The following is a 20,717-nucleotide window of genomic DNA, read 5'->3' as shown; positions in this document are numbered from 1 at the left end:
GTGACCAGAGCGATCGAGGCAGCCGACCAGCTGGGCCTGAGCTACGAGGTGACCAGGCACGGACGCGTCAACTCGTTGGAGGAGGCCGCAGCCGCCCGGGGCATCGAACCGGCCAGTCTGATCAAGACGATCGTGGTCCGGTTGTCCGACGACGACTACCGCTTCGTCCTGGTCCCCGGCGACCGGGAGATCGCCTGGCCGAAGCTGCGCACGCTGCTCGGCGTGAACCGGATCTCGATGCCGGACAAGGACACCGCGTTCGCGGTGACCGGGTACGTGCGCGGCACGATCACACCGCTCGGCAGCACACACGCCTGGCCGGTGATCGCGGACGAACGCATCACCGGCACCATCTCCATCGGCGGCGGCGACCACGGCGTCGGCATCACCGTGAACGCCGACGACCTGTTCAAAGCCCTCAACGCAACGGTGGCTGATGTCACGGACTAGGCGAGTAGGCCGCGTTGACCGGCGCGGAGGCCGGCTTGGAAGCGGGTGGTCGCGTCCAATGCCTTCAGGATCCGCTGCATCCGCCGCTCGACTGTCCGCTGCGCCACTCCGAGCCGCCGAGCGATCGCCTGGTCCGTGAGCCCTGCCGCCGCCAGTGCGAGCAACTGCTGGTCCTCACCGCTCAGCGGCCCCTCCGACGACGTCGGCGACAGTGGGCTCGCCTGCCGCCAGAGCAGCTCGAACAACCGCAGCAGCGCGTCCAGCAGATTCGACGGCCCGAGCTCCACGACCACATCCGGACTGGTCGGCAGCAACGCCGTACGACGATCGACTACGACCAGCTTGAGTGGTACGTCGCGGAGGATCCGGCAACCCGCAGACCGGGCAGCCACCAGGTCACTCGGCTCGGACAGCGACGTCAGGTCGTAGATCGTCCGGTAGGACACCCCGTGAGCACGCCGCGGCTCGATCGGCAGCACGACGTACGGCGGCCGGTCGAGGACCAGGACCTCCTCCCGGGCACTCTGCTGCGCTTGGCAGAACCGCTGGGCCACCGCCTCGGCGCCGCGGACGACAGTGAACAGTCCGGCATCACGCCGGCGGAACTCGGTCGTCAGGACCGAAGCACCGAGCCGGGCCTCCACGATCGCCGCCTGCTTCCGCAACGCCAGCAGCTCTATGGCAGCCTCCGGCACCGCCGGCACGTACCGGGCCGGACGATCCGGTGTTCGGGAGATGAGCCCCAACGACAGCAATGACTTGAGGTGCCTGCCGACACGGGCGGCAGGCCAACCGGTGTCACGTGACAGGTCGGTCGCAGTGGACTCCGGTCGGGCCAGAAGCACCCGGTAGAGCTGCTCGTCCTCCGAGCAGACACCGAGCGCTTCCAGCACCGGAGCCGGTCGGTAGCTGTGCATCTTCAAGGCATGTTCAGGGCAGGGAGTGGACGTGGGTGCCGACCTGGTTGGAGAACGCGTTGCCGTTCAGTGCGTCCCAGTTGGTCGACCACGTCATCGCGCCACGCAGTGACGGCCATGGGGTGCTCGGCTTGTAGTTGCCGCAGTTCGTGCCCCTGGTCAGGCAGTCCAGGGCGTTGTTGACGATCTGCGGCGAGACATAGCCGCTGCCGGCCGCTCGGGACGACGCCGGCAGGCCGAGCCCGACCTGGTCGGGACGGAGGCCGTTCTGCAGCATGATGCAGGCCTGTGCGGTGATGAAGTCGACCGAGCCCTGCGAGTACACCTGGCCGTCGCAGCCGTTCATCGAGCCGGAGTTGTAGTACTGCACGTTGACGATGGTCAGGATGTCCTTGATCGCCAGCGCGAGCTTGAAGTACTCGAACGACGTACTCTGCATGTCGATCGTCTGCGGCGCCATCGTGATGATCAGGCCACTGCCGAACTGGCTGCGCAGGCTGCGCAGCGCCTGACCCATGTACTGCGCGTTGACGCCGTTCTCCAGGTCGATGTCGATCCCGTCGAAGCCGTACTCGCGCAGCACCGTCAGCGCGCTGTTGGCGAAGTTGGTCGCGGCCTGGGCGCTGCCGACGGAGATCGTGCCGTTCTGGCCGCCGACGGACAGGATGACCTTCTTGCCGGCCGCCTGCTTGCCCGCGATGTCCGCCTTGAACTCGGCGACCGTGTACCCGCCGAGCCCGGCGGAGTCCAGGGTGAAGGTGATGCCACCCGGTCGCGCCGGGTCTGCGTCGGCGAAGGCGACCGCGATCAGGTCGTACGCCGCCTGCACGTCCCGGATCCGCTGGACCGTGGCGCCGTTGTCGAAGTTCTGCCAGTAGCCGGTGAGCACATGCTTGGGAAGAGTGCCGTTGGTCGGAGGCGGTGTGGTGGGCGGGGTGGTCGGCGGGGTGGTCGGCGGGGTGGTCGGCGGCGGCGTGGTCGGGTCCGGCGTACCACCGGGACCGTCCAGTACGACGTCATCGGCCTGGTACGGCGGCAGGCCGTACCAACCGTGCAGATAGATCGTGACCCGGTTCTGCGACGCACTGGTCGTGAAGGTGGTCGTCAACTGGTTCCACGTCGTGCTGGTGCTCCAGGTCGACGTACCGCCTTCGAAGCCCAGGTAGACGTTGGAGCCTTTGACCCACGCGGACAAGGTGTACGTCGTACTGGACTTGACCGGAACCGATTGGGTGCAGCGGGCGTGGTCGGACGAGGTCGGGGTGCCCTGGAGCGCGTAGCTCCCGGTCCGGGCCGATGTCGTGGCGGAGCCGGCTGGACATGTCCAGCCGGACAGGTTGCCGGTCTCGAACGTGCCGTTCGTGACCAGATTGGTGGCGGCGGATCCGGTCGAGGGGACCAGCAGCAGGCCCGTGAGGGCGACGAGAAGCGTGGTCAGGGCGGAGATGATCGCGGCCTGGGGGCGGAGTGCACGCGGTTTCATGATCTACAAACTGTGACCGCGCAACTACATTGTCAAGAGCCTACATAAAGTGAAAGCGCTCCCACACGCACAAAACTGAAAGTTTTTACATTTGGCTGGCGGGGAACCGGAAGAGGAAAGGCGACGGCCCCCGGCGGGGGGGTGACCGGGGGCCGTCTTCGGCCACGGGCTCGGGGGGAGGAGCCGGGGGCCGATCAGGAGGCGACAGTCTGCCACTGTCAGGGAGTTATGTACCCCCCGAGACCAGGCTTCACACATCTCGGTTCGATTGCAACCGAGACCGTGTCGCCCAGGCGCCGGAAGCACCCGTCCAGGCGTTTCCAGCCAGTGTCACTGTCACACTGCCCACCAGTCTAACGGGATACCGGCCGACACAAAAGCCCGGGCCCCCGGCGTTTCGTCCCGATGCCTATGCTCGACCCCATGGCGCACCCCGGGACGGCCCGAACGGCCGCCTTTTTCGATCTGGACAAGACCATAATCGCCCGCTCCAGCACGCTGGCCTTCTCCCGGCCGTTCTACGCCGGCGGGCTGATCAACCGCCGGACCGTCCTGCGCAGTGCCTACGCCCAGTTCGTCTACCTGCTCGGCGGCGCGGATCACGACCAGATGGAGCGGATGCGGGAGTACCTGTCCGCGATGTGCACCGGCTGGGACGTCGACACGGTGAAGGCGATCGTCGCCGACACCCTGCACCACATCGTCACCCCGATGATCCACGAGGAGGCGGTGGAGCTGATCGAGGAGCACCACGCGGCCGGCCGGGACGTGGTGATCGTGTCGTCGTCCGGGGCCGAGGTGGTCGAGCCGATCGGGGCGATGCTCGGCGCCGACAAGGTGATCGCCACCCGGATGGTGGTTGCCGATGGCAAGTACACGGGCGAGATCGGTGAGTACGCCTACGGCCCGTACAAGGCGACCGCGATCCGGGCGCTGGCCGAGGCCGAGGGCTACGACCTGGAGAACTCCTACGCCTACTCGGATTCCATCACCGACGAGCCGATGCTGGCCGCGGTCGGGCACCCCTTCGCGGTCAACCCGGACAAGGCGTTGCGCCGGCTGGCGGCCGCTCGGGGCTGGCCGGTGCTCACCTTCAACGAGCCGGTCGGCCTGGCCGAACGCGGCCGTTTCCGCGAGGTACGGCGACCCGCTGTAGCGACCGCAGCCGTCGCCGGCCTGGCCGCCTGGGCACTGTTCCTGGCCGCTCGCCGCCGCACCCGGCCGGCCGAGGAATGACCCGCGGGGACCCCTCGAAGCTGCAGAGAGCTTCATTCTTCTCAACTGTATGAACGCCGCGTGCGCCCTTCACAGGAAGGGATTTCAGGAGTACAAAGGAAGCACAAAGGACCTTCGGGTCCGGTAGAGATTGCACGGCATTCAGGTACCCACGCGGCGACCAGCCCATCCCAACCGGGCAGCACGACCCAGGCAAGTCCTGTGGCGGCAGACAGGTGCACGCATGGTAACCGGGATGACGTGCCAGCGACGGCGTTCTCGCCAGAGAACGCCGTTCGCATGTCAGCGGGTCTGGGCCAGCGGCGATCGTTCGGCACCCAGTGACACGACCTCGCAGGTCCGCAGCAGCCAGTCACGAACCCCGGTCAACCCTTGCGCTGCGTAGTCGCCGAGCCCGGACGGATAGGTCGCCGCCAACTCGTAGTGACCGGCCTCCGGAACCGTGACGGCCACCGGATCGATGCCTCGGGCAACCAACACGGCGCGTTCGGCGGCCCGGGCAACGAGTCCGTTCGCGGTCGGGAAGGGGCGAAGAACGGCGAGCTCGGCGTGCACGATCGCCGCGACCACGAGACCGGGTGCCTTGGTCGGGCGGGTGAGATTCTGGGCGAGTGCGCTCAGCCGTTCCCACATCTCGTCGGCCGGAGGCGCCGGCGGCAGGCCCGGGATGTCATCTGGGGCCGGCTCCCGACTGGTCCGCAGATGACCCAACTGGTCTTCCGGACCCAGGTCAACCGCGGCCAACTGGTGCAGTCTGGTCCAGACCTGTACCGGAGCGGTGTCCAACTGGGGAGCGAGCCGCATCAACTCGCCGGTGATCCGGACCGCCCCCGCGGCGAGTGGGTCGGCCGTACCGCGTCGTACCTCGTCGAGGGTCGCCGGGCTGCCGGCCAGGGCGGCGGAGGCGTGGGCGCCGCGCAGCAGGGCCTCGGCTGTCACGTCCGAGCCGACCTTGCGCAGGCCGCGGTCCCGGAGCAGTACGTCGACCGCGTCCCGGGCCGCCCGGGCCGCCGACCCGACCCCTTCCAGACCGCCCAGTGGCTCGAACACATCTACACTCATGACTGCACCCTAGGATGACGTGGCATGGCGCTCGGCACCGTCCCCAGGTTCAGCATCGTGGTCCCCTGTCACGCTTCCCGGGCGTGGCTGCGGCCGTGTCTGGACTCGGTGCTCGGGCAGTCGTTCACCGACTTCGAGATCATCGGGGTGGATGATGCCGACCGCGACGGTTCGGGGCGGATCCTGGACGAGTACGCGGCCGCCGATCCGCGGCTGCGGGTGCTGCATCTGGACGAGAACGTCGGTCTCGGGTTGGCCCGGAACGCCGGGCTGAAGGAGTGCCGGGGCGACTATGTGCTGTTCCTGGACGCCGACGACCTCTATCTGCCCGGCTCGCTGGAGGCGATCGCGGACCGGATCGAGGCCACCGGCCGACCGGACATCCTGATGTTCGACTACGAGCGGATCTTCTGGGACGGCCGGGTGGTCGGCAACCAGCGGCACGACGCCTTTGCCGGGCATGGCGCCGGCGTCTTCACGGCGGCCGAGCGGCCGATCTTCCTCACCTTTCTCGAGGTGGTGTGGAACAAGGCCTACCGCCGCGAGTTCCTCACCCGGCACGGGTTCGCGTTCACCGCAGGTTTCTACGAGGACGCGCCCTGGACGTACTCGACCATGCTCACCGCCGAGCGGATCGCCACCCTGGACCGGGTGGTGGTGCACTACCGGCAGCACCGGACCGGCGGCAACATCCACGCGACCAGCGGCCGCAGGCAGTGGGACATCTTCGACCAGTACGACCGGGTGCACGCGTTCATCCAGTCCGACCCGGAGCTGGCCGGCTGGCGGCGGTTCGCGTTCGACCGGTCGCTGGACCACATCCTCGCCGTCCTCGCGAAGCCGGAGCGGATCGATCCGGAGGACCGCGCCGAGTTCTTCCACGCGGCGCACGCGTTCGCCAGACGCTGGAAACCGGAGGGGTACCGCGCGGAGCGGACCAGGCGCGGGTTCAAGCGGTGGCTGCTGATCCACGACGACTACGCGACCTATTCGACCCTCAAGCTGAGCGCCAAGGTGCTGCAGGTCCCGAGTCCCCGCAAGACCGTCGGCAAACTGCTCCACCGCGCCAAACTCGACCCGAACCTGGCCGTGTACGGCTCGTACTGGTTCAAGCAGTACGCATGCAACCCGCGGGCGATCTACGAGAAGGCGGCCGACCTGGCGCCGCACGTGCGCGGCGTCTGGGTCGTGGACAGCGACCACCTCAAGGCCGTCCCGGAGGGTGTCGAGTACGTCGTCGCGGGCTCACCGGCGTACCAGAAGCTGCTGGACACGGCGACGTACTTCATCAGCAACATGAACTGGCCGAAGGAGCTGGAGAAGCGGGCGGGGCAGATCCACCTGCAGACTCATCACGGTACGCCGCTCAAGACGATGGGGACCGACCTGCGGCACTTCCCGCTGGCCGCGAAGGACCTGGACCTCGAGGAGCTGATGCGCCAGGTCGACCGGTGGGACTTCAGCCTCTCGTCGAACCGGTACTCCTCCGAGATCTGGGAACGCACGTTTCCGTCGTACTTTGAGGAGCTGGAGTACGGCTATCCGCGGAACGACCGGCTGGTCAACGCCACGATCGAGGACGTCCGGGCGATCCGGGCCCGGTTCGGATTCGACGACTCGAACCTGGTGGTGCTGTACGCGCCGACGTTCCGCGACGGGGTGGACTCGGTCCGGCTGCCCACCGGGCTGGTCGACCTCGGCGGCACCGGGATCCACCTCGACCTGGACCGGTTGGGGTCCGCCGTCGGCGAGCACGGCCGGGTCCTGGTCCGGACGCACTACTCGTTGTCCGCGGCACCGGAAATCCACTCCGGCAAGGTGATCGACGTGTCGGACCACCCGTCGGTCGAGGAGCTGATGCTGGCGGCCGACGTGCTGATCTCGGACTACTCGTCGATCACCTTCGACTACGCGAACCTCGACCGGCCGATCGTGCTGCTGGTCGAGGACCAGGGCTTCTACGAGGGCCGCCGCGGCACGTACTTCGACATCACCGAGTTCCCGCCCGGGCTGGTCGCGCGGTCGCCGGAGGAGTTGCTGACCCTGTTGCAGACCGGCGCTTTCGCGTCCGCGGAGGCGGCCAAGCACCGGCAACTGTACCGGGAGAAGTTCTGCGAGTTCGACGACGGACGCGCGGCCGAGCGGGTCGTCCGCCGGGTGTTCCTGGGCGAGACCGACGTACCGCCGATCGTGCCGCTGGCCGACCGCAGCCCGGCGCCGTCGGCGTACTTCATGCATAATGGCTGACATGTCGATCAGCCCGGAGTCCGTGAGCGCGCTGCGCCTGCGGTCCGGCCTGCGACGACGACGCACTGTCTGAACACCTCGTCGTTCCAGTGCGTCTACCCCGAGGGACCTGTCATGTCCGCAGTTCTGCCTGTCCTGGCCACCAGATTGTCCACCGCCGCCGCGGCCGCTTTCGGCTCGTCGTACGGCGACCTCGATCCTGAACTCAGATCGGCGACCAGGCCCGAGTTCGGCCACTACCAGAGCAATCTCGCCCTCCGGCTCGGCAACGCCCTCGGCCGGCCGCCGCGGGAGGTCGCCGCCCGCCTGGTCGAGACGCTCGACGTCGCCGATCTCTGCGGGCCGGTGCAGGTCGCCGGCCCGGGCTTCGTCAACCTGACCCTGCTGCCGTCGGTCCTCGCGGCCGCGGTCAACGACCCACCGACCTTCGCCAAGCGGGACCAGCGGGTCGTCGTGGACTACTCCCAGCCGAACGTCGCCAAGCAGATGCACGTCGGCCATCTCCGGTCGACCGTCATCGGGGACGCGCTCTGCAACGTGCTGGCGTACGTCGGGTACGACGTGATCCGGCAGAATCACGTCGGTGACTGGGGCACGCAGTACGGCATGATGATCGAGCAACTGCTCGAGGAAGAGCTCGACGCGGAATCCCTTGACCTGCAGGGACTGCAGCTGCTGTACGAGCGGAGCCGGCGGCATTTCGATGCCGACAGCACCTTCGCGGACAAGTCCCGGGCCCGGGTCGTCCTGCTGCAGTCCGGCGATCCGGCGACGCGGGCGATCTGGCGGCGGATGGTCGACGTCTCGCTGGACGACTTCGAGCGGGTCTACGCCCTCCTCGATTCCAACCTGACGCGCGACGACGTCGTCGGCGAGAGCGCCTACAACGACGACCTGCCGCGGATCGTCGACGAGTTGCTGCGCGACGGGTTGATCACCGAGTCGGATAGCGCGCTGTGCGCGTTCCTGCCGGGTTTCACAGGGAGGGACGGACAGCCGCTGCCGGTGATCGTGCGGAAGTCCGACGGCGGCTTCGGTTACAGCGCCACCGACCTCGCCGCCGTACGGCATCGGGTCAACACCCTGCAGGCCGACCGGATCGTGTACGTCGTCGACCATCGGCAGGCCCTGCACTTCGAGCAGATCTTCACCCTCGCCCGCGCCGCCGGCTGGTTGCCCGCGACAACCACCGCCGAACACGTCGGCTTCGGCACAGTACTCGGACCGAACGGTAAGCCGTTCAAGACCAGAGCCGGTGACACGGTGAAGCTCGCGACGCTGCTCGAAGAGGCGGTCGCGCGGGCCGACGCACTGCTCGAGGGCCGGGAGGGCATCGACCGGCAGGCCACGGCGAAGGCGGTCGGGATCGGGGCCGTCAAGTACGCCGACCTGTCCAGCGACCGCGGTAACGACTACGTCTTCGACCTGGACCGGATGGTCGCGATGACCGGGAACACCGGGCCGTACCTGCAGTACGCGCACGCCCGGTTGACCCGGCTGCTCTCGAAGGCCGGTGGGGAGTACGACCAGATCAGCGAACTCAAGGACCCGGCGGAAGAACGGCTCGCCCTGCTGCTGACCGGCTTCGCCGACGTCGTCGTCCAGGTGGCCGAGACCCTGCAGCCCCATCGGCTGTGCACTTACCTGTACGACGTCGCCACCGCATTGTCCGCGTTCTACGAGCGGTGTCCGGTGCTGACGAGCGAAGGTGACACGAGAGCCAGCCGGATCGCGCTCTGCACGGCGACCCGCAAGGTGTTGCACGATGGACTGGGCCTGCTCGGTATCGCGGCCCCCGACGCCATGTGACTCGCCAGGAGGTTGCCCATGTTGCCGTGGTCCGCGGAACTCGCCGGCCGATTCGAGCAGACGACGTACGTGAGCGAATTGCTCCGTGGGAACCCGCTGGGTGACCCCCACGAGCGGCCGGTGCTCGTCTACCTACCACCGGGGTACGACGACTCGGACCAGCGCTATCCCTCGATCTACGTGACGATGGGGTACACCGGTCACATCGGGATGTGGTTCAACCGCACGCCGTTCCGGCAGCCGTATCCGGAGCTGCTCGACGCGCTCTTCGCGACCGGCGACGTACCGCCGGCGATCGTCGTGTTCGTCGACTCGTGGACGAAGTACGGCGGCAGCCAGTGCCTCGACTCCCCCGGCACCGGGCAGTACCACTCCTATCTGTGCGAGGAGATCGTGCCCTGGGTCGACGCGACGTACCGGACCATCGCCGACCGCGACCACCGAGCGATCACCGGCAAGTCCAGCGGCGGCTACACCGCGATGGTGACACCGCTGCTGCGGCCCGACGTGTTCGGCGCACTCGCGACGCACGCCGGCGACGCTGCCTTCGAACTGTGCTACCGGCCCGAGTTCCCGGAGCGGGCACGGACGCTGCGGGACAAGTACGACGGAAGCTACGACAAGTTCTTCGAGTCGGTGGCGACCCGGACCGGCCGGACCACGAACGAGGACCTGCACCTGCTCGAGATCTACGGCTACTCATCCGCGTACTCGGCCGAGCCGGACGGCACGGTGCTGCTGCCGTTCGACGACCTCGGCGCGGTCATCCCGGAGATCTGGGCCCGCTGGCTGTCCCGCGACCCGGTCGAGATGGTCCGCGAACCGCAGTACGCCGACGCGCTGCGGTCGATGCGGGCGGTGTGGATCGACGCGGGCAAGCAGGACGAGTACTACCTCGACCTCGGCGCCACCGCGTTCCACCGGGCGGCACAGAAGGTGGGCGTGCCGGACGAGCGGCTGCACTTCGAGCTGTTCGAAGGCACTCACGGCGGGATCGAGTACCGCTACCCGCTCGCGGTGCGCTGGCTGGTCGAGCAACTCACCCCGCAGTAATTCGGGTGCCCCCGCGTGGCACCACGCCGTACCTTCGGTCCATGAGCTGGCCGGAGGGGATCGACGCGCGCCCGATCGACAAGGGTGACGCGGACGCATGGGCGGAGTTGCTGGCCGCCAAGGAGAAGGTGGACCAGGAGGGCGAGAACTACGACGCCCAGGACCTGATCGACGAGTTGGAGGACCCGCACCTGGATCCGGCGCTGGACACCGTCGGCCTGTGGGCCGACGGCCGGATGATCGCGTACGGCAAGGTGCAGGGCGCGGACGCGGTGGTCGACATCGACCGGGTCCGCACCGAGGGGACGGTCCATCCGCAGTGGCGACGCCGCGGGATCGGTACGGCGCTGATGCCGTGGCTGATCAACCGGGCCGGCGAGGTGCACCTGGCCAAGCATCCGGATGCGCCCGGCGAGGTCACCACCAGCAGGATCAGTACGAACGTCGGCGCGGAGCGGCTGTTCGAGAAGTTCGGCTTCGCGGAACGCCGGTACTTCTTCGACATGAAGCGGCCGCTGGACCAGCCGGTGCCGGAGGTCGCCCTCCCCGACGGGCTGCGGCTGGTGCCGTTCGACCCGTCGATGGACGAGGCGTTGCGACTGGCCCACAACGAGGTGTTCCTGGACCACTGGGGCTCGACGCCGAAGGACCCGGACAGCTGGAAGACCTGGTTCACCGGCGCGCGGGCCTTCCGCGGCGGTTCGTCGTACGTCGTCCTGGACGGGGACACGATCGCCGCCTACGTGCTCGGGTACGAGTACGAGGCGGACACCGAGGTGACCGGGATCCGCGAGCTGTACGTCGGCCAGGTCGGAACGGTGAAGTCCTACCGCGGCCGTGGGCTGGCCCGGGTGACGCTGGCGAAGGTACTCACCGAGGCGGCCGAGGCGGGCTACCAGCGCTGCTCGCTCGGGGTGGACGCGGACAACCCGACCGGCGCACTCGGCCTGTACGAGAGCCTCGGGTTCTCGGTCTCGTCCAAGTGGATCAGCTACGGGCTGCCGCTCTGACGGATCAGCGGTACGCCGGTGGCCGGCGTACCGCTGAATCGTTGCGTCAGACGTGGGTGTCGACGGCCACGGGCTCGACGACCGGCTCGACCGGCGTCGGCCGGTCACGGCGGAACCAGGTCCACGGGCGGACGCTGAGGACGATCATCGTCAGGCTCAGGGCGGCGTAGATCAGCGATCCGACGAAGGCCGCGTGCACCCCGTCGGTGAGGATCTCGCGCGGTGCGGTCGAGGTGGAGTTGCGGCTCGCCGTACCGAAGATCGTCACCAGGATGCCGAGACCGAGCGCGCCACCGACCTGCTGGACGACGTTCAGCATGCCCGAGGCGGCACCCGAGTCCTCCGGCGCCACACCGGAGATGGCCCGGCCGACCAGCGGGATGAAGATCATCCCGGCGCCCAGACCGAACAGCAGCATCGGCCCGACCACGTCGGCCAGGTAGGTGCTGCGCGTGTCCAGCCGGGTCAGCCACACCGTGCCCGCGGTGACCAGGACGGACCCGGTGAGCATCAGCTTGCCGCCGTCGATCCGGGCGACCAGCTTCGGGACGATCCGCGACGCGGCGAAAAGCAGACCGGTGAGCGGCAGGAAGGCCAGACCGGCCGCCAGCGGGCTGAGCTCGAGCACACCCTGCAGGTACTGCGTGAGGAAGAAGAACATCCCGAACATCGTCCCGACCACCAGCAGCATGGTCACGTACGACGCCGAGCGGTCGGCCGACCGGAACAGCCGCAGCGGCACGATCGGGTGGCTGACCCGGCGCTCGATCAGGACGAACGCGACCAGCAGGACCACGCCGGCGACGAACGCGGCCAGTACCTCGGCCGACGACCAGCCGACTTCGGCGACCCGGATGAAACCGTAGACGAGTGACGTGATGCCGAGCGTCGAGGTGAGCGCACCGGCCACGTCGAACCGGCCGGTCTCCGGCTCGGTCTCGGTGAGCACCTGCCGGGCCGCGATGACGAGTCCGATACCGATCGGCACGTTGATGAACAGGCCCCAGCGCCAGGACGCCCAGTCGGTCAGCATGCCGCCGAGCACCAGGCCGACGCTGCCGCCGCCGGACGACACCAGGCTGTAGTAGCCGAGTGCCTTCATCCGCTCCGGGCCTTCGCGGTAGGTGAGCATGAGCAAGGTCAGAGCCGCCGGCGCCGCGATCGCACCGCCGACACCCTGGAGGACGCGGGCAGCGAGCAGCAACTCCGCGTTCGGGGCGAGGCCGCCGAGCAGTGACGCCAGCGTGAAGACGACGACGCCGGTGACGAACACACGGCGGCGACCGAGCAGATCGCCGGCGCGGGCGCCGAGCAGGAGCAGACCGCCGAACGCGAGCGCGTAGGCGTTCTGCACCCAGGACAGGCTGGACGGGCTGAAGTCGAGGGATTGCTGGATCTTCGGCATCGCGATGTTCACCACGGTGGCATCGAGGATGACCATGAGTTGGGTGATCAGGATGACTGCGAGGACGACCCCCGGCCGCCGCGTGGGCGAGCCGGTCGCGGCCGGTCCTGAGGTTGTTGCCGACATACTGCTCCTTGAGCAAACGCTCCCCGCGCACCGGTTGGGCGTGGGGCGCTAGAGTGTGAACGAAGGAAAGCGGAGCGCTCCTCCGGATACGATACGGAGGCACCCTCCGCTTTATCAAGCGATTTACCGTGCGAACTTTGCGCGGCTTTCGCGCTACGGACAGTGAGGAGGCCGGGATGGGCTCGACACCGCTGCCGTCCACGCGGCCGACCCGCGCGGACGCGGCCCGGAACTACGACCTGCTGGTGACCGCGGCCCGCGAGGCGTTCGCCGAGCACGGCACCGACACCTCGCTGGAGGAGATCGCCCGGCGGGCAGGCGTGGGCATCGGCACGCTGTACCGGCGCTTCCCGAGCCGGATCGCCCTGCTCGAGGCCGTGTACGTCGACGAGATCCAGTCGGTCTGCGACCGGGCGTACGGGTTCGCCGAAACTCTGGAGCCCTTCGACGCACTGGCCGCCTGGCTGCGCAGCTTCGTCGGCTACGGCATCTCGAAGAAGACCCTGGCCGGCGAGCTGACCGCGGCTCTGGGCAAGGACTCCCCGTTCTTCCAGTCCTGCAAGGTGAACGTGCGCGAAGCCGGCGAACTCCTGCTGGACCGGGCGAAGGCGTCCGGCGACGTCCGGCCGGACATCGACCTGATGGATGTGATGCGCCTGGTGGGCGGCATCACCATGGGCCGCGACATCGAGCCGGACGAAGCCAACCGGTTGCTCGACATCGTCCTGTGCGGCCTCAGGCCACCGACCTCCTGACACTCTCCAGGGACGGGTTGGCCGCGTCCCGCTCGGTGTAGCGGAGTTCCTCCCGCGGGAACGGCCACTCGATCGCGAGCTCCGGGTCGAAGAGGTCGACAGTGACGCGCTCCGGTGACCAGAACTCGTTTACCAGGAAGTTGTAGACGGTGTGCGGCTCCAACGTGCAGAACGAGTTGCCGCAACCGCGAGGCACGTAGAGTGCCTGCCCGGCGCCGATCACAAAGGTCTCCACCCGGCCGAAGGTCTCACCGTCGCGCAGATCGACGATCGCCGCGAACACCCGGCCGGCCGAGGGCGACAGGTACTTGTCCCACGGCTCGGCGTGAATCCCCCGCGTGATGCCCGGTTCGGCGAGATACAGCACGTTGTGCTGCCGGACTTCGAAGCGAGGCATCCCGGCGGCCTCCAGCTTGGCGGCATGGAAGTTCTCCTTGAACCAGCCGTCGTCGTTGGGCTGCACGTCCAGCTCGATCCGCAGCACACCGGGGATGCTCATCGGCGGACCTGCCGGCGCGCGTCGAGCTGGGCCTCGTCCGCGGCGGTGAGGCCGGCCTCCCAGCCCGCGCCGTTGGTGATCCTGGTCCGCCTGGTCGTCGTGTTCGGGAACAGCCTGGTGAACAACGCGTCCACCTGCTCCTCGCGCTTCGCCAGCACCGGCAAGAGCCGGTCCGCATCCGCTTCCGGTACGGCGGCCTGTGTGGCGGCGGCGGTCGCCTGCAGCCGCTCCCCGATCCGTTGCGCGTACGCCATCAGGAACGACTGCCGGAACGACCGGGTCCGCGACTCACCCCGCCGGCCGATCTGTTTGCCTGCGGCAAGCATCGCCCGATTCGCCTGCACCAGCAGCGATGTGCTGAGGATCTCGGTCAGCTGCAGGTCGAGCTCGGCACCGACGACGGTGACCACGGCCAGCTCGTCGATCACGACCGTCCGGCAGCGATTCGCCGACGCGACCGCACCGACCAACTGCGCCTTCGCCGAGACGTACGGCGTATCGACCCAGAGCCGGCGGGCGCTGGAGTCGTCCGGGATGTCCACCGCCGGGTCCGCCTCGACGAGAGCGCGGTCGAGCGAGAACTTCGCCATCAGCTCCTGCGCCTTGCCGGACAGGGCTTCCGCCTCGTCGGGGAACTCGGTCGCCTCCGCCTTGGCCAGCAGTCCCCGGATTCGCGCCAGCATCTTCCCGTTCACCGGTCCGGCCGGTGCGTGGCGCCGTACCGGCGACGCGCCCGGCAAGGGATAGATGCGCGCGAGGATCGGCAGTCCATGCAGGAAGCCGGCGAGCGACAGGGCGTGGTGAAGAGTGAGGTAGCGGCCCACGCGCTCCGATGCCGCCCACCCGGTCAGGCTCAGGTCGGTGAAGGGCGGCGAGATCCCCAGGTCGGTGAGCTGGTCCAGCCAGCGCGGGTCGATGGTCGCGGACCGGTACGTCGTGTGCTCGGAGGAGATCGCGGCGAGCAGCAACGGCTCGGCACCGGGATCCAGCTGACGCCGGCCGTGCTGGACGACATCAGCGGGCGTCCAGCCGCGCTCCCAGGCAGTGCGGACCAGACCGGTCAGGAATCCTTGGACGCAGCGATCCACCTGGGCCTGGTCGCGCTCGTCGTACGCGCCCAGCCGGGCCAGTTGCGCGTCGGCCCGGTCGTCGTTCAGGGCAACGACGGTGGCCGCGATCGGCAACATCCGCAGGATCTCTTCGTCACTCACCCGGTCGAGTCTGACACCCGCCGAAGTTCCCGCCCAAACGGGAACGGGATCCCTTGTGGGAGAACTCGGCGGATCTGAAGGCTGGCTGAAGACAGCGCGCGACGATCGAGTCAAAGGACGCTGTCGGTGGGGGCGCAGGCATCTGGCCTGACAGCAACAATCGGGGAGGGAACGCAATGACTCAACTGGCGGAAGCCGGCTTCGACGAACTGCGCGCGGCGCTGGACGGCACCGTGCTCGGCCCGGGCGAGGACGGCTACGACGACGCGCGGCGGCTGTGGAACGCCGCACACGACCGGCGACCCGCCGTGATCGCGCGGGTCAGGACCGCGAAGGACGTGCAGGCCGCCGTCCGGTTCGGGGTGGCGCACGGACTCGAGATCGCCGTCCGCGGCGGCTCGCACAGCATGTCCGGGTCGTCGTCGGTCGACGACGGCCTGATGATCGACCTCAGCCTGCTGAACCAGGTGACGGTCGATCCGGAGGCACGCCGGGCCCGGGTGGGCGGCGGCGCGAAGCTCGGTGACCTGGATGCGGCGACGCAGGCCCACGGCCTGGCGGTACCGGCCGGGGTGGTCAGCCACACCGGTGTCGGCGGGCTCACGCTCGGCGGCGGGATGGGCTGGCTGACCCGCCTGCACGGCCTCAGCATCGACAACCTGGAGTCGGTCAGGATCGTCACCGCCGACGGCAGCCTGCTGCGCGCCGCCGAGGACGAGAACCCGGACCTGTTCTGGGCCGTCCGCGGTGGCGGCGGCAACTTCGGCGTGGTGACGGAGTTCGAGTTCCGGCTGCACGAGGTCGGCCCGATGGTGCAGTACGCCATGCTCTTCTGGGGTCCCGACCAGGGCACCGAGATGCTGCGGATGGCACGTGAGGTGATCCCGAGCCTGCCGCGAGAGATTAACGTGGTGGTCGCCTGCGTGAACGCGCCGCCGGCACCGTTCGTGCCGGAGCAGCACCACCTCCGGCCGACGTACGCCTTGATGGTCGTCGGGTTCGGCTCGTTCGAGCAGCACGCGGCGGCGCTCGACACGCTGCGGAGCACGGTGCCGCCGCTGTTCGAATTCGTCACGCCGATGCCGTACGTCGCACTGCAGCAGATGCTGGACGAGGCGAACGACTGGGGCCTGTACAACTACGAGAAGGGCTGCTACCTCGAGGATCTGAACGACGGCGCGATCGAGGCGGTCACCCGGCTCCTGCCGCAGAAGACCTCGCCGATGTCGGTCGTGCTGTTCTACCACCTGGACGGCGCGTACTGCGACGCCGCCGAGGACGCCACCGCGTTCAGTGGCGGCCGGACCAAGCGCTACGCCATGTTCGCCATCGCGGTGTCCCCGACGGCCGAGGGGCTGGAGCCGGAGCGGGCCTGGGTCCGCTCGTTGTACGACGCGTTGCTGCCGCATGCGCTCGGCATCGGCGTCTACGTGAACGGCCTGACCGACAAGGACGAGGCGCGGCTACGGGCGTCGTACGGCGCCAAGTACGACCGGCTGGTCGAGCTCAAGCGGAAGTACGACCCGGACAACGTGTTCCACCGGAACCAGAACATCAAGCCTGCTTGAAGGTTGCCTTGAGCCCGGCCGAGGATGATGCTGCCTGGAGGGGATGCTGTCACCGCGGATCGTCCTGGTCCGCGGTGAAATCCGAGGGGAGGCGGCAGCATGACTCAACTTGCCGACAGTGGCATCGGAGACCTGCGAAGAGTGATCGGAGGGACCGTTCTCGCTCCTGATGATCCCGGCTACGACGACGCACGACGGCTGTGGAACGCGGCCATCGACAAGCGCCCGGCAGTGATCGCCCGGTGCCGGAGCGCAGCGGATGTCAGCGCGGCGATCTCGTTCGCGCGCACACATGGCCTCGAGATCGCGGTCCGCGGCGGCGCGCACAATCCGGGCGGCTCGAGCGCCGTCGACAACGGGCTGATGATCGACCTCAGCCTGATGAACCAGGTGACGGTCGACCCGGTGGCGAAGCGGGCCTGGGCCGGCGGCGGCGCTCTCCTCGGACAACTCGACGCGGCCGCACAGGCCCATGGCCTGGCGACACCCGCGGGCATGGTCAGTCACACCGGCGTCGGCGGGCTCACCCTCGGCGGCGGGATGGGCTGGTTGTCCCGGAAGCACGGGCTCAGCATCGACAACATCGTTTCGGTCGAAATCGTCACCGCGGACGGGCAGATCCGGCGCGCTGCCGAGGACGAGAGTCCCGACCTCTTCTGGGCCGTCCGTGGGGGCGGCGGCAACTTCGGCGTGGTGACGAAGTTCGAGTTCCGGCTGCACGAGGTCGGGCCGATCATCCAGTTCGGCCTCGCGTTCTGGGATCTCGACCAGGGCGCGGAGATGCTCCGGATGGCGCGTGAGGTGATCGCGAAGCTCCCGGACGAGGTGAACGTGGTGACCGGAGCGGTGAGCGCTCCGCCCGCACCGTTCGTACCCGCGGAGTACCACTTCCGGCCCGGGTACGCACTGATTGTCATCGGCTTCGGGTCGGCCGAGGAGCACGCACAGGTGATGGACGAGATTCGCGTGGCTCTGCCACCGCTGTTCGAGTTCGCCGGCCCGATGCCCTACACGGCACTGCAGCAGATGCTGGACGAGGCGAACGCCTGGGGGTTCCACGCCTACGACAAGGGTGTCTACCTCGACGACTTCACCGACGAGGCGATCCAGACGATCACTGAGCACGTGCCGCTCAAGCAGTCGCCCGGGTCGGTGGTGTTGTTCTATCGCCTGGACCAGGCGTACTCGAAGGTTCCGGACGACGCCACCGCCTTCAGCGGCAGCCGGGCTCCCGGATACGCGGGGTTCATCATCGCGCTCTGCCCGACACCGGAGCTGCTCGAGCAGGACCGGGCCTGGGTCCGGTCGTTCTGGGACGCGCTGGTGCCGTACAGCCGTGGGATCGGCAGCTACGTGAACGCGATCAGTGACCCGGTCGCCGACGAGCGGGTCCGGGCCTCCTACGGCGCGAAGTACGACCGGCTGGCCGCGATCAAGGCGCAGTACGACCCGGACAACGTGTTCCACCTCAACGCGAACATCAAGCCGGCCTGAGGTACGTCTCCGGTACGCCGAGGTGCTCGGCGTACCGGAGTTCCTCAGATCGAGGCGGCGCCGTCGACGACCAGGACCTGGCCGTTGATGTTGGTGTTCTCGAGCAGGAGCATCCGGACCACCGGTACGACGTCGTCGGGCTCGGTCAGGTGGCCGGTCGGCGTACGGCGGACGATCTGGTCGAGCTGGGTCTGGCCGAGGACCGCGGACATCTCCGAGGCGAAGAACCCGGGCGCGACCGCGTTGGCCAGCACCCGGCCGCCGAGCTCGCGGGCGAGTGAGCGGGTCGCCGCGTCCATGCCGCCCTTGGTGGCCGAGTACGCGACCAGGCCCGGGTAGCCGCGCTGCGCGCAGATCGAGGTGACGTTGACGATCCGGCCCTTCAGGCCCTTCGCGAGCATCCGGCGCAGCACGAACCGAGTCAGGATCAACGGCGACGTCAGGTTGGTCTGGATGATCTCGGCGAGGTGCTCGGGTTTCGTGTGGACGTGCAGCGAGTCCTGACCGATGGCGGCGTTGTTGACCAGCCCGTCGATCGGGCCGAGCGTGGTTTCCACCGCGCGGACGAAGGCCTGGCCGGCCTCGGCGTCGTTGACGTCGACGGAACCGTGGTGCAGGTGGTCCGGGTACTTCTCGCCGAGCGCGATCAGCTCGGGCGTCACGGTCCGGGCGAAGGCGCCGACCTTCACCCCGGCGGCGAGCAGGTCGCCGACGATCGCCAGCCCGAGGCCGCGGGAGCCACCGGACACCAGGACGACGGACGAGGGCGGGACCGGCGTGGACTCAAGGGTGGGATCAGACGTCACTCTTCAGCGTCTCTTTCTGCGGGATCTCGTCGAGGAAGCGGATCCGTCGCGGTACGCCGTAGTCCGGCAGCCGGCTCGAGCACCACTGGACCAGGTCGGCGTCGGTGATCGGCCCGAGCGCCGGGTTCGGGACGACCTCGGCGGCCACCATCCGGCCGACCAGCGGCGCCTTGCGGGCGAAGACCCGGGCCCAGGACACCCCCGGATGCCCCATCAGCACGTTGCGGACGATGCCGGCCGACACCTTCGACCCGCCGACGTTGATCTCGTCGGAGTCCATCCGGCCGGTGATCAGCACCCGGTCGCCGGCGAACTCGACCCGGTCGCCGGTGTGGACCGCGCCGACCAGCCCGGCACCGTGGTGCGGCGAGCGGATCACCAGTTCGTCGCCGTCAACGGACAGGACCGGGCGATCCGGATCGGGGGCGCGGTCCAGCCACGCGCGCGGGAACCCGGCCAGCCCGTCGTGCACCACGATCGACGCACCGACCTCGGACGACGCGTAGATCCAGGAGATCCGGGCCCTCGGGAAGATCTCCCGCAACTGGTCGAGGATCGCCTGGTCCACCGGTTCTCCGCCCAGCGTGAGCTGCTCCAGCGGTACGGCGGCCAGCGCGTCGGCGTCCCGGTAGATCGCCTGACGCCAGAACGTCGGCGTACCCGAGGCGGCGGTGACACCGTGCTCGGCGGCGATCGACGGCCAGTCCTCGAGCTCGTCCGGCTCGATCACGACCAGGCCCTGGTCGGCGTGGGTCAGTGAGAGTGTGACGACCTGCCACCAGGCATAGGTGCCCGGGGAGTACGGGAGCAGCCAGGTGCGCGGCGGCTGGTCGCCGGTGACGGTGGTGAGGGACTCGAGCGTGTGGCCGATCCGCTTGGGACGGCCGGTCGAACCGGAGGTGAGCAACCAGACGCGGCCGGATTCCTCGACCCGCTTGAGCTTGGCCGGCCTGACCTCACCGTCGGGCAGCACCACGGTGAAACCGGACTCGCCCAGTTCCTCGCGCATCAGCTCGTCGACGCGAGTGCTGGTCGCGACCAGGAGCTCGGTGCCGTGGACGGCATGGTGGCGGAGGGCCGCCAGCGCGTCGGCACCGCTGTCGACCAGGACGGCGGCGGGTGAGGGCAGTTGCGGAAGCTTGTGCAGCGTCCGCCAGGTCAGGCGCTTCCCGGTGACGACCACGGTGTTGTCGTCACCGATGAGAGCGGTGGTCCGGCGCCGCGTGCTCACGCCGACTGGAGCTGCTCGATGAAGTCCAGCACGTCGCCGACAGTGGCGATCCGGCGCAGCCCGGGGGCATCGAAGTTCAGCTCGTCACCCAGCTCGTCCTCCACCCGGAGGGCCAGCTCGGAGAAGTCCAGCGACCGGAACCCGATCTCGCGGAGATCGGCGGTGTCGTCGCCCGGCAATGTCTTTCCCTGCGCCGTCATCACCTCACCCATCAACTCCCTGATCCTGCCGCGTGCTACCGAACCCATGAGGCCAAAGCCTAGCTGGTGCGATCACCGGCTCACGGGGGCTCCGGTGGCCGACTGACCGGCCGGCGCCCGGGCGAACCGTCTGACGTGGGAGGTTACCGAGTGTA

General features: G+C 68.7%; 18 protein-coding genes. 9 read left to right on the top strand and 9 right to left on the bottom strand.

Annotation, left to right across the window (positions count from 1 at the left end; translation table 11 throughout):
• Window positions 1-450, top strand: a complete 450-nt coding sequence (locus ACYVOK_RS00235; protein WP_460660136.1) for an aminoacyl-tRNA deacylase — start codon at window positions 1-3, stop codon at window positions 448-450.
• Here the strand turns inward: ACYVOK_RS00235 and ACYVOK_RS00230 are convergent.
• Together ACYVOK_RS00230 and ACYVOK_RS00225 are read right to left on the bottom strand one after the other, a co-directional pair.
• Entirely contained in the window at window positions 447-1,367 is a 921-nt protein-coding gene (locus ACYVOK_RS00230; protein WP_460660135.1) for a TrmB family transcriptional regulator, read from the bottom strand. The two genes, ACYVOK_RS00235 and ACYVOK_RS00230, sit on opposite strands and share 4 nt — an antisense overlap.
• Before the next feature lie 13 nt (window positions 1,368-1,380).
• Window positions 1,381-2,850: a chitinase gene (locus ACYVOK_RS00225; protein ID WP_460660134.1), complete on the bottom strand. Its 1,470-nt coding sequence runs from the start codon at window positions 2,848-2,850 to the stop codon at window positions 1,381-1,383.
• A gap of 411 nt (window positions 2,851-3,261) precedes the next feature.
• Between ACYVOK_RS00225 and ACYVOK_RS00220 the strand changes: the two genes are divergently transcribed.
• Complete coding sequence (locus ACYVOK_RS00220; protein WP_460660133.1) at window positions 3,262-4,086, top strand: HAD family hydrolase; 825 nt, start codon at window positions 3,262-3,264, stop codon at window positions 4,084-4,086.
• A 282-nt stretch (window positions 4,087-4,368) separates the two neighbouring features.
• Here ACYVOK_RS00220 and ACYVOK_RS00215 read toward each other — a convergent pair whose 3' ends face one another.
• On the bottom strand, window positions 4,369-5,148 hold the full coding sequence (locus ACYVOK_RS00215; protein WP_460660132.1) for a Fic family protein: 780 nt from the start codon (window positions 5,146-5,148) through the stop codon (window positions 4,369-4,371).
• A gap of 24 nt (window positions 5,149-5,172) precedes the next feature.
• Between ACYVOK_RS00215 and ACYVOK_RS00210 the strand changes: the two genes are divergently transcribed.
• The 4 genes from ACYVOK_RS00210 to ACYVOK_RS00195 all read left to right on the top strand — a co-directional run bounded on the left by ACYVOK_RS00210 (window position 5,173) and on the right by ACYVOK_RS00195 (window position 11,267).
• The gene (locus tag ACYVOK_RS00210; protein ID WP_460660131.1) at window positions 5,173-7,395 is read left to right on the top strand and encodes a bifunctional glycosyltransferase/CDP-glycerol:glycerophosphate glycerophosphotransferase; all 2,223 of its coding nucleotides are present in this window, start codon (window positions 5,173-5,175) and stop codon (window positions 7,393-7,395) included.
• Window positions 7,396-7,521: 126 nt separating this feature from the next.
• On the top strand, window positions 7,522-9,204 hold the full coding sequence (gene argS, locus ACYVOK_RS00205; RefSeq protein WP_460660194.1) for an arginine--tRNA ligase: 1,683 nt from the start codon (window positions 7,522-7,524) through the stop codon (window positions 9,202-9,204).
• Window positions 9,205-9,222: 18 nt separating this feature from the next.
• Window positions 9,223-10,257: an alpha/beta hydrolase gene (locus tag ACYVOK_RS00200; protein WP_460660130.1), complete on the top strand. Its 1,035-nt coding sequence runs from the start codon at window positions 9,223-9,225 to the stop codon at window positions 10,255-10,257.
• A 41-nt stretch (window positions 10,258-10,298) separates the two neighbouring features.
• Window positions 10,299-11,267, top strand: a complete 969-nt coding sequence (locus ACYVOK_RS00195) for a GNAT family N-acetyltransferase (protein WP_460660129.1) — start codon at window positions 10,299-10,301, stop codon at window positions 11,265-11,267.
• Window positions 11,268-11,313: 46 nt separating this feature from the next.
• Here ACYVOK_RS00195 and ACYVOK_RS00190 read toward each other — a convergent pair whose 3' ends face one another.
• Window positions 11,314-12,798 carry a DHA2 family efflux MFS transporter permease subunit gene (locus ACYVOK_RS00190; RefSeq protein WP_460660128.1) on the bottom strand — a complete coding sequence of 495 codons (1,485 nt, stop codon included), beginning with the start codon at window positions 12,796-12,798 and terminating at the stop codon, window positions 11,314-11,316.
• Between the two features lie 176 nt (window positions 12,799-12,974).
• Here ACYVOK_RS00190 and ACYVOK_RS00185 point away from each other — a divergent pair, with 176 nt between their 5' ends.
• A complete protein-coding gene (locus tag ACYVOK_RS00185) occupies window positions 12,975-13,553 on the top strand; it encodes a TetR/AcrR family transcriptional regulator (RefSeq protein ID WP_460660127.1) in 579 nt (192 codons plus the stop codon).
• On the opposite strand, the gene ACYVOK_RS00180 is transcribed toward ACYVOK_RS00185, so the two are convergent.
• Window positions 13,534-14,052 carry a dTDP-4-dehydrorhamnose 3,5-epimerase family protein gene (locus ACYVOK_RS00180; RefSeq protein ID WP_460660126.1) on the bottom strand — a complete coding sequence of 173 codons (519 nt, stop codon included), beginning with the start codon at window positions 14,050-14,052 and terminating at the stop codon, window positions 13,534-13,536. The genes ACYVOK_RS00185 and ACYVOK_RS00180 overlap by 20 nt on opposite strands.
• Complete coding sequence (locus tag ACYVOK_RS00175; RefSeq protein WP_460660125.1) at window positions 14,049-15,263, bottom strand: DUF2786 domain-containing protein; 1,215 nt, start codon at window positions 15,261-15,263, stop codon at window positions 14,049-14,051. Before ACYVOK_RS00175 ends, ACYVOK_RS00180 begins: the two co-directional genes overlap by 4 nt.
• Window positions 15,264-15,439: 176 nt before the next feature.
• On the opposite strand from ACYVOK_RS00175, the gene ACYVOK_RS00170 reads away from it, so the two are divergent.
• Both ACYVOK_RS00170 and ACYVOK_RS00165 read left to right on the top strand, forming a co-directional pair.
• Window positions 15,440-16,831, top strand: a complete 1,392-nt coding sequence (locus ACYVOK_RS00170) for an FAD-binding oxidoreductase (RefSeq protein ID WP_460660124.1) — start codon at window positions 15,440-15,442, stop codon at window positions 16,829-16,831.
• A gap of 99 nt (window positions 16,832-16,930) precedes the next feature.
• Window positions 16,931-18,325, top strand: coding sequence for an FAD-binding oxidoreductase (locus tag ACYVOK_RS00165; RefSeq protein WP_460660123.1), 1,395 nt, complete (start codon window positions 16,931-16,933; stop codon window positions 18,323-18,325).
• 44 nt (window positions 18,326-18,369) lie between these two features.
• Here ACYVOK_RS00165 and ACYVOK_RS00160 read toward each other — a convergent pair whose 3' ends face one another.
• Genes ACYVOK_RS00160 through ACYVOK_RS00150 form a run of 3 tightly spaced genes read right to left on the bottom strand, consistent with a single transcriptional unit; the run spans window position 18,370 to window position 20,610 of the window.
• Window positions 18,370-19,131: an SDR family NAD(P)-dependent oxidoreductase gene (locus ACYVOK_RS00160; protein ID WP_460660122.1), complete on the bottom strand. Its 762-nt coding sequence runs from the start codon at window positions 19,129-19,131 to the stop codon at window positions 18,370-18,372.
• A complete protein-coding gene (locus ACYVOK_RS00155) occupies window positions 19,121-20,362 on the bottom strand; it encodes an AMP-binding protein (RefSeq protein ID WP_460660121.1) in 1,242 nt (413 codons plus the stop codon). Before ACYVOK_RS00155 ends, ACYVOK_RS00160 begins: the two co-directional genes overlap by 11 nt.
• Entirely contained in the window at window positions 20,359-20,610 is a 252-nt protein-coding gene (locus ACYVOK_RS00150; RefSeq protein ID WP_460660120.1) for a phosphopantetheine-binding protein, read from the bottom strand. The genes ACYVOK_RS00155 and ACYVOK_RS00150 overlap by 4 nt, the downstream gene beginning before the upstream one ends.
• Between the last annotated feature and the right edge of the window lie 107 nt (window positions 20,611-20,717).

This window comes from Kribbella swartbergensis, assembly GCF_054784135.1.
Note: the sequence above shows the minus strand (reverse complement) of the source record. Positions and strands in the feature narration are given on the sequence as shown.

Excerpts from the sequence above, each read along its gene's own strand:
- ACYVOK_RS00195 (WP_460660129.1), top strand. The coding sequence starts at position 10,299 with ATGAGCTGGCCGGAGGGGATCGACGCGCGCCCGATCGACAAGGGTGAC.
- ACYVOK_RS00180 (WP_460660126.1), bottom strand. The coding sequence starts at position 14,052 with ATGAGCATCCCCGGTGTGCTGCGGATCGAGCTGGACGTGCAGCCCAAC.
- ACYVOK_RS00165 (WP_460660123.1), top strand. The coding sequence starts at position 16,931 with ATGACTCAACTTGCCGACAGTGGCATCGGAGACCTGCGAAGAGTGATC.
- ACYVOK_RS00230 (WP_460660135.1), bottom strand. The coding sequence starts at position 1,367 with ATGCACAGCTACCGACCGGCTCCGGTGCTGGAAGCGCTCGGTGTCTGC.
- ACYVOK_RS00200 (WP_460660130.1), top strand. The coding sequence starts at position 9,223 with ATGTTGCCGTGGTCCGCGGAACTCGCCGGCCGATTCGAGCAGACGACG.
- ACYVOK_RS00210 (WP_460660131.1), top strand. The coding sequence starts at position 5,173 with ATGGCGCTCGGCACCGTCCCCAGGTTCAGCATCGTGGTCCCCTGTCAC.
- ACYVOK_RS00215 (WP_460660132.1), bottom strand. The coding sequence starts at position 5,148 with ATGAGTGTAGATGTGTTCGAGCCACTGGGCGGTCTGGAAGGGGTCGGG.
- ACYVOK_RS00190 (WP_460660128.1), bottom strand. The coding sequence starts at position 12,798 with ATGTCGGCAACAACCTCAGGACCGGCCGCGACCGGCTCGCCCACGCGG.
- ACYVOK_RS00225 (WP_460660134.1), bottom strand. The coding sequence starts at position 2,850 with ATGAAACCGCGTGCACTCCGCCCCCAGGCCGCGATCATCTCCGCCCTG.
- ACYVOK_RS00150 (WP_460660120.1), bottom strand. The coding sequence starts at position 20,610 with ATGGGTTCGGTAGCACGCGGCAGGATCAGGGAGTTGATGGGTGAGGTG.
- ACYVOK_RS00185 (WP_460660127.1), top strand. The coding sequence starts at position 12,975 with ATGGGCTCGACACCGCTGCCGTCCACGCGGCCGACCCGCGCGGACGCG.
- ACYVOK_RS00170 (WP_460660124.1), top strand. The coding sequence starts at position 15,440 with ATGACTCAACTGGCGGAAGCCGGCTTCGACGAACTGCGCGCGGCGCTG.
- ACYVOK_RS00220 (WP_460660133.1), top strand. The coding sequence starts at position 3,262 with ATGCTCGACCCCATGGCGCACCCCGGGACGGCCCGAACGGCCGCCTTT.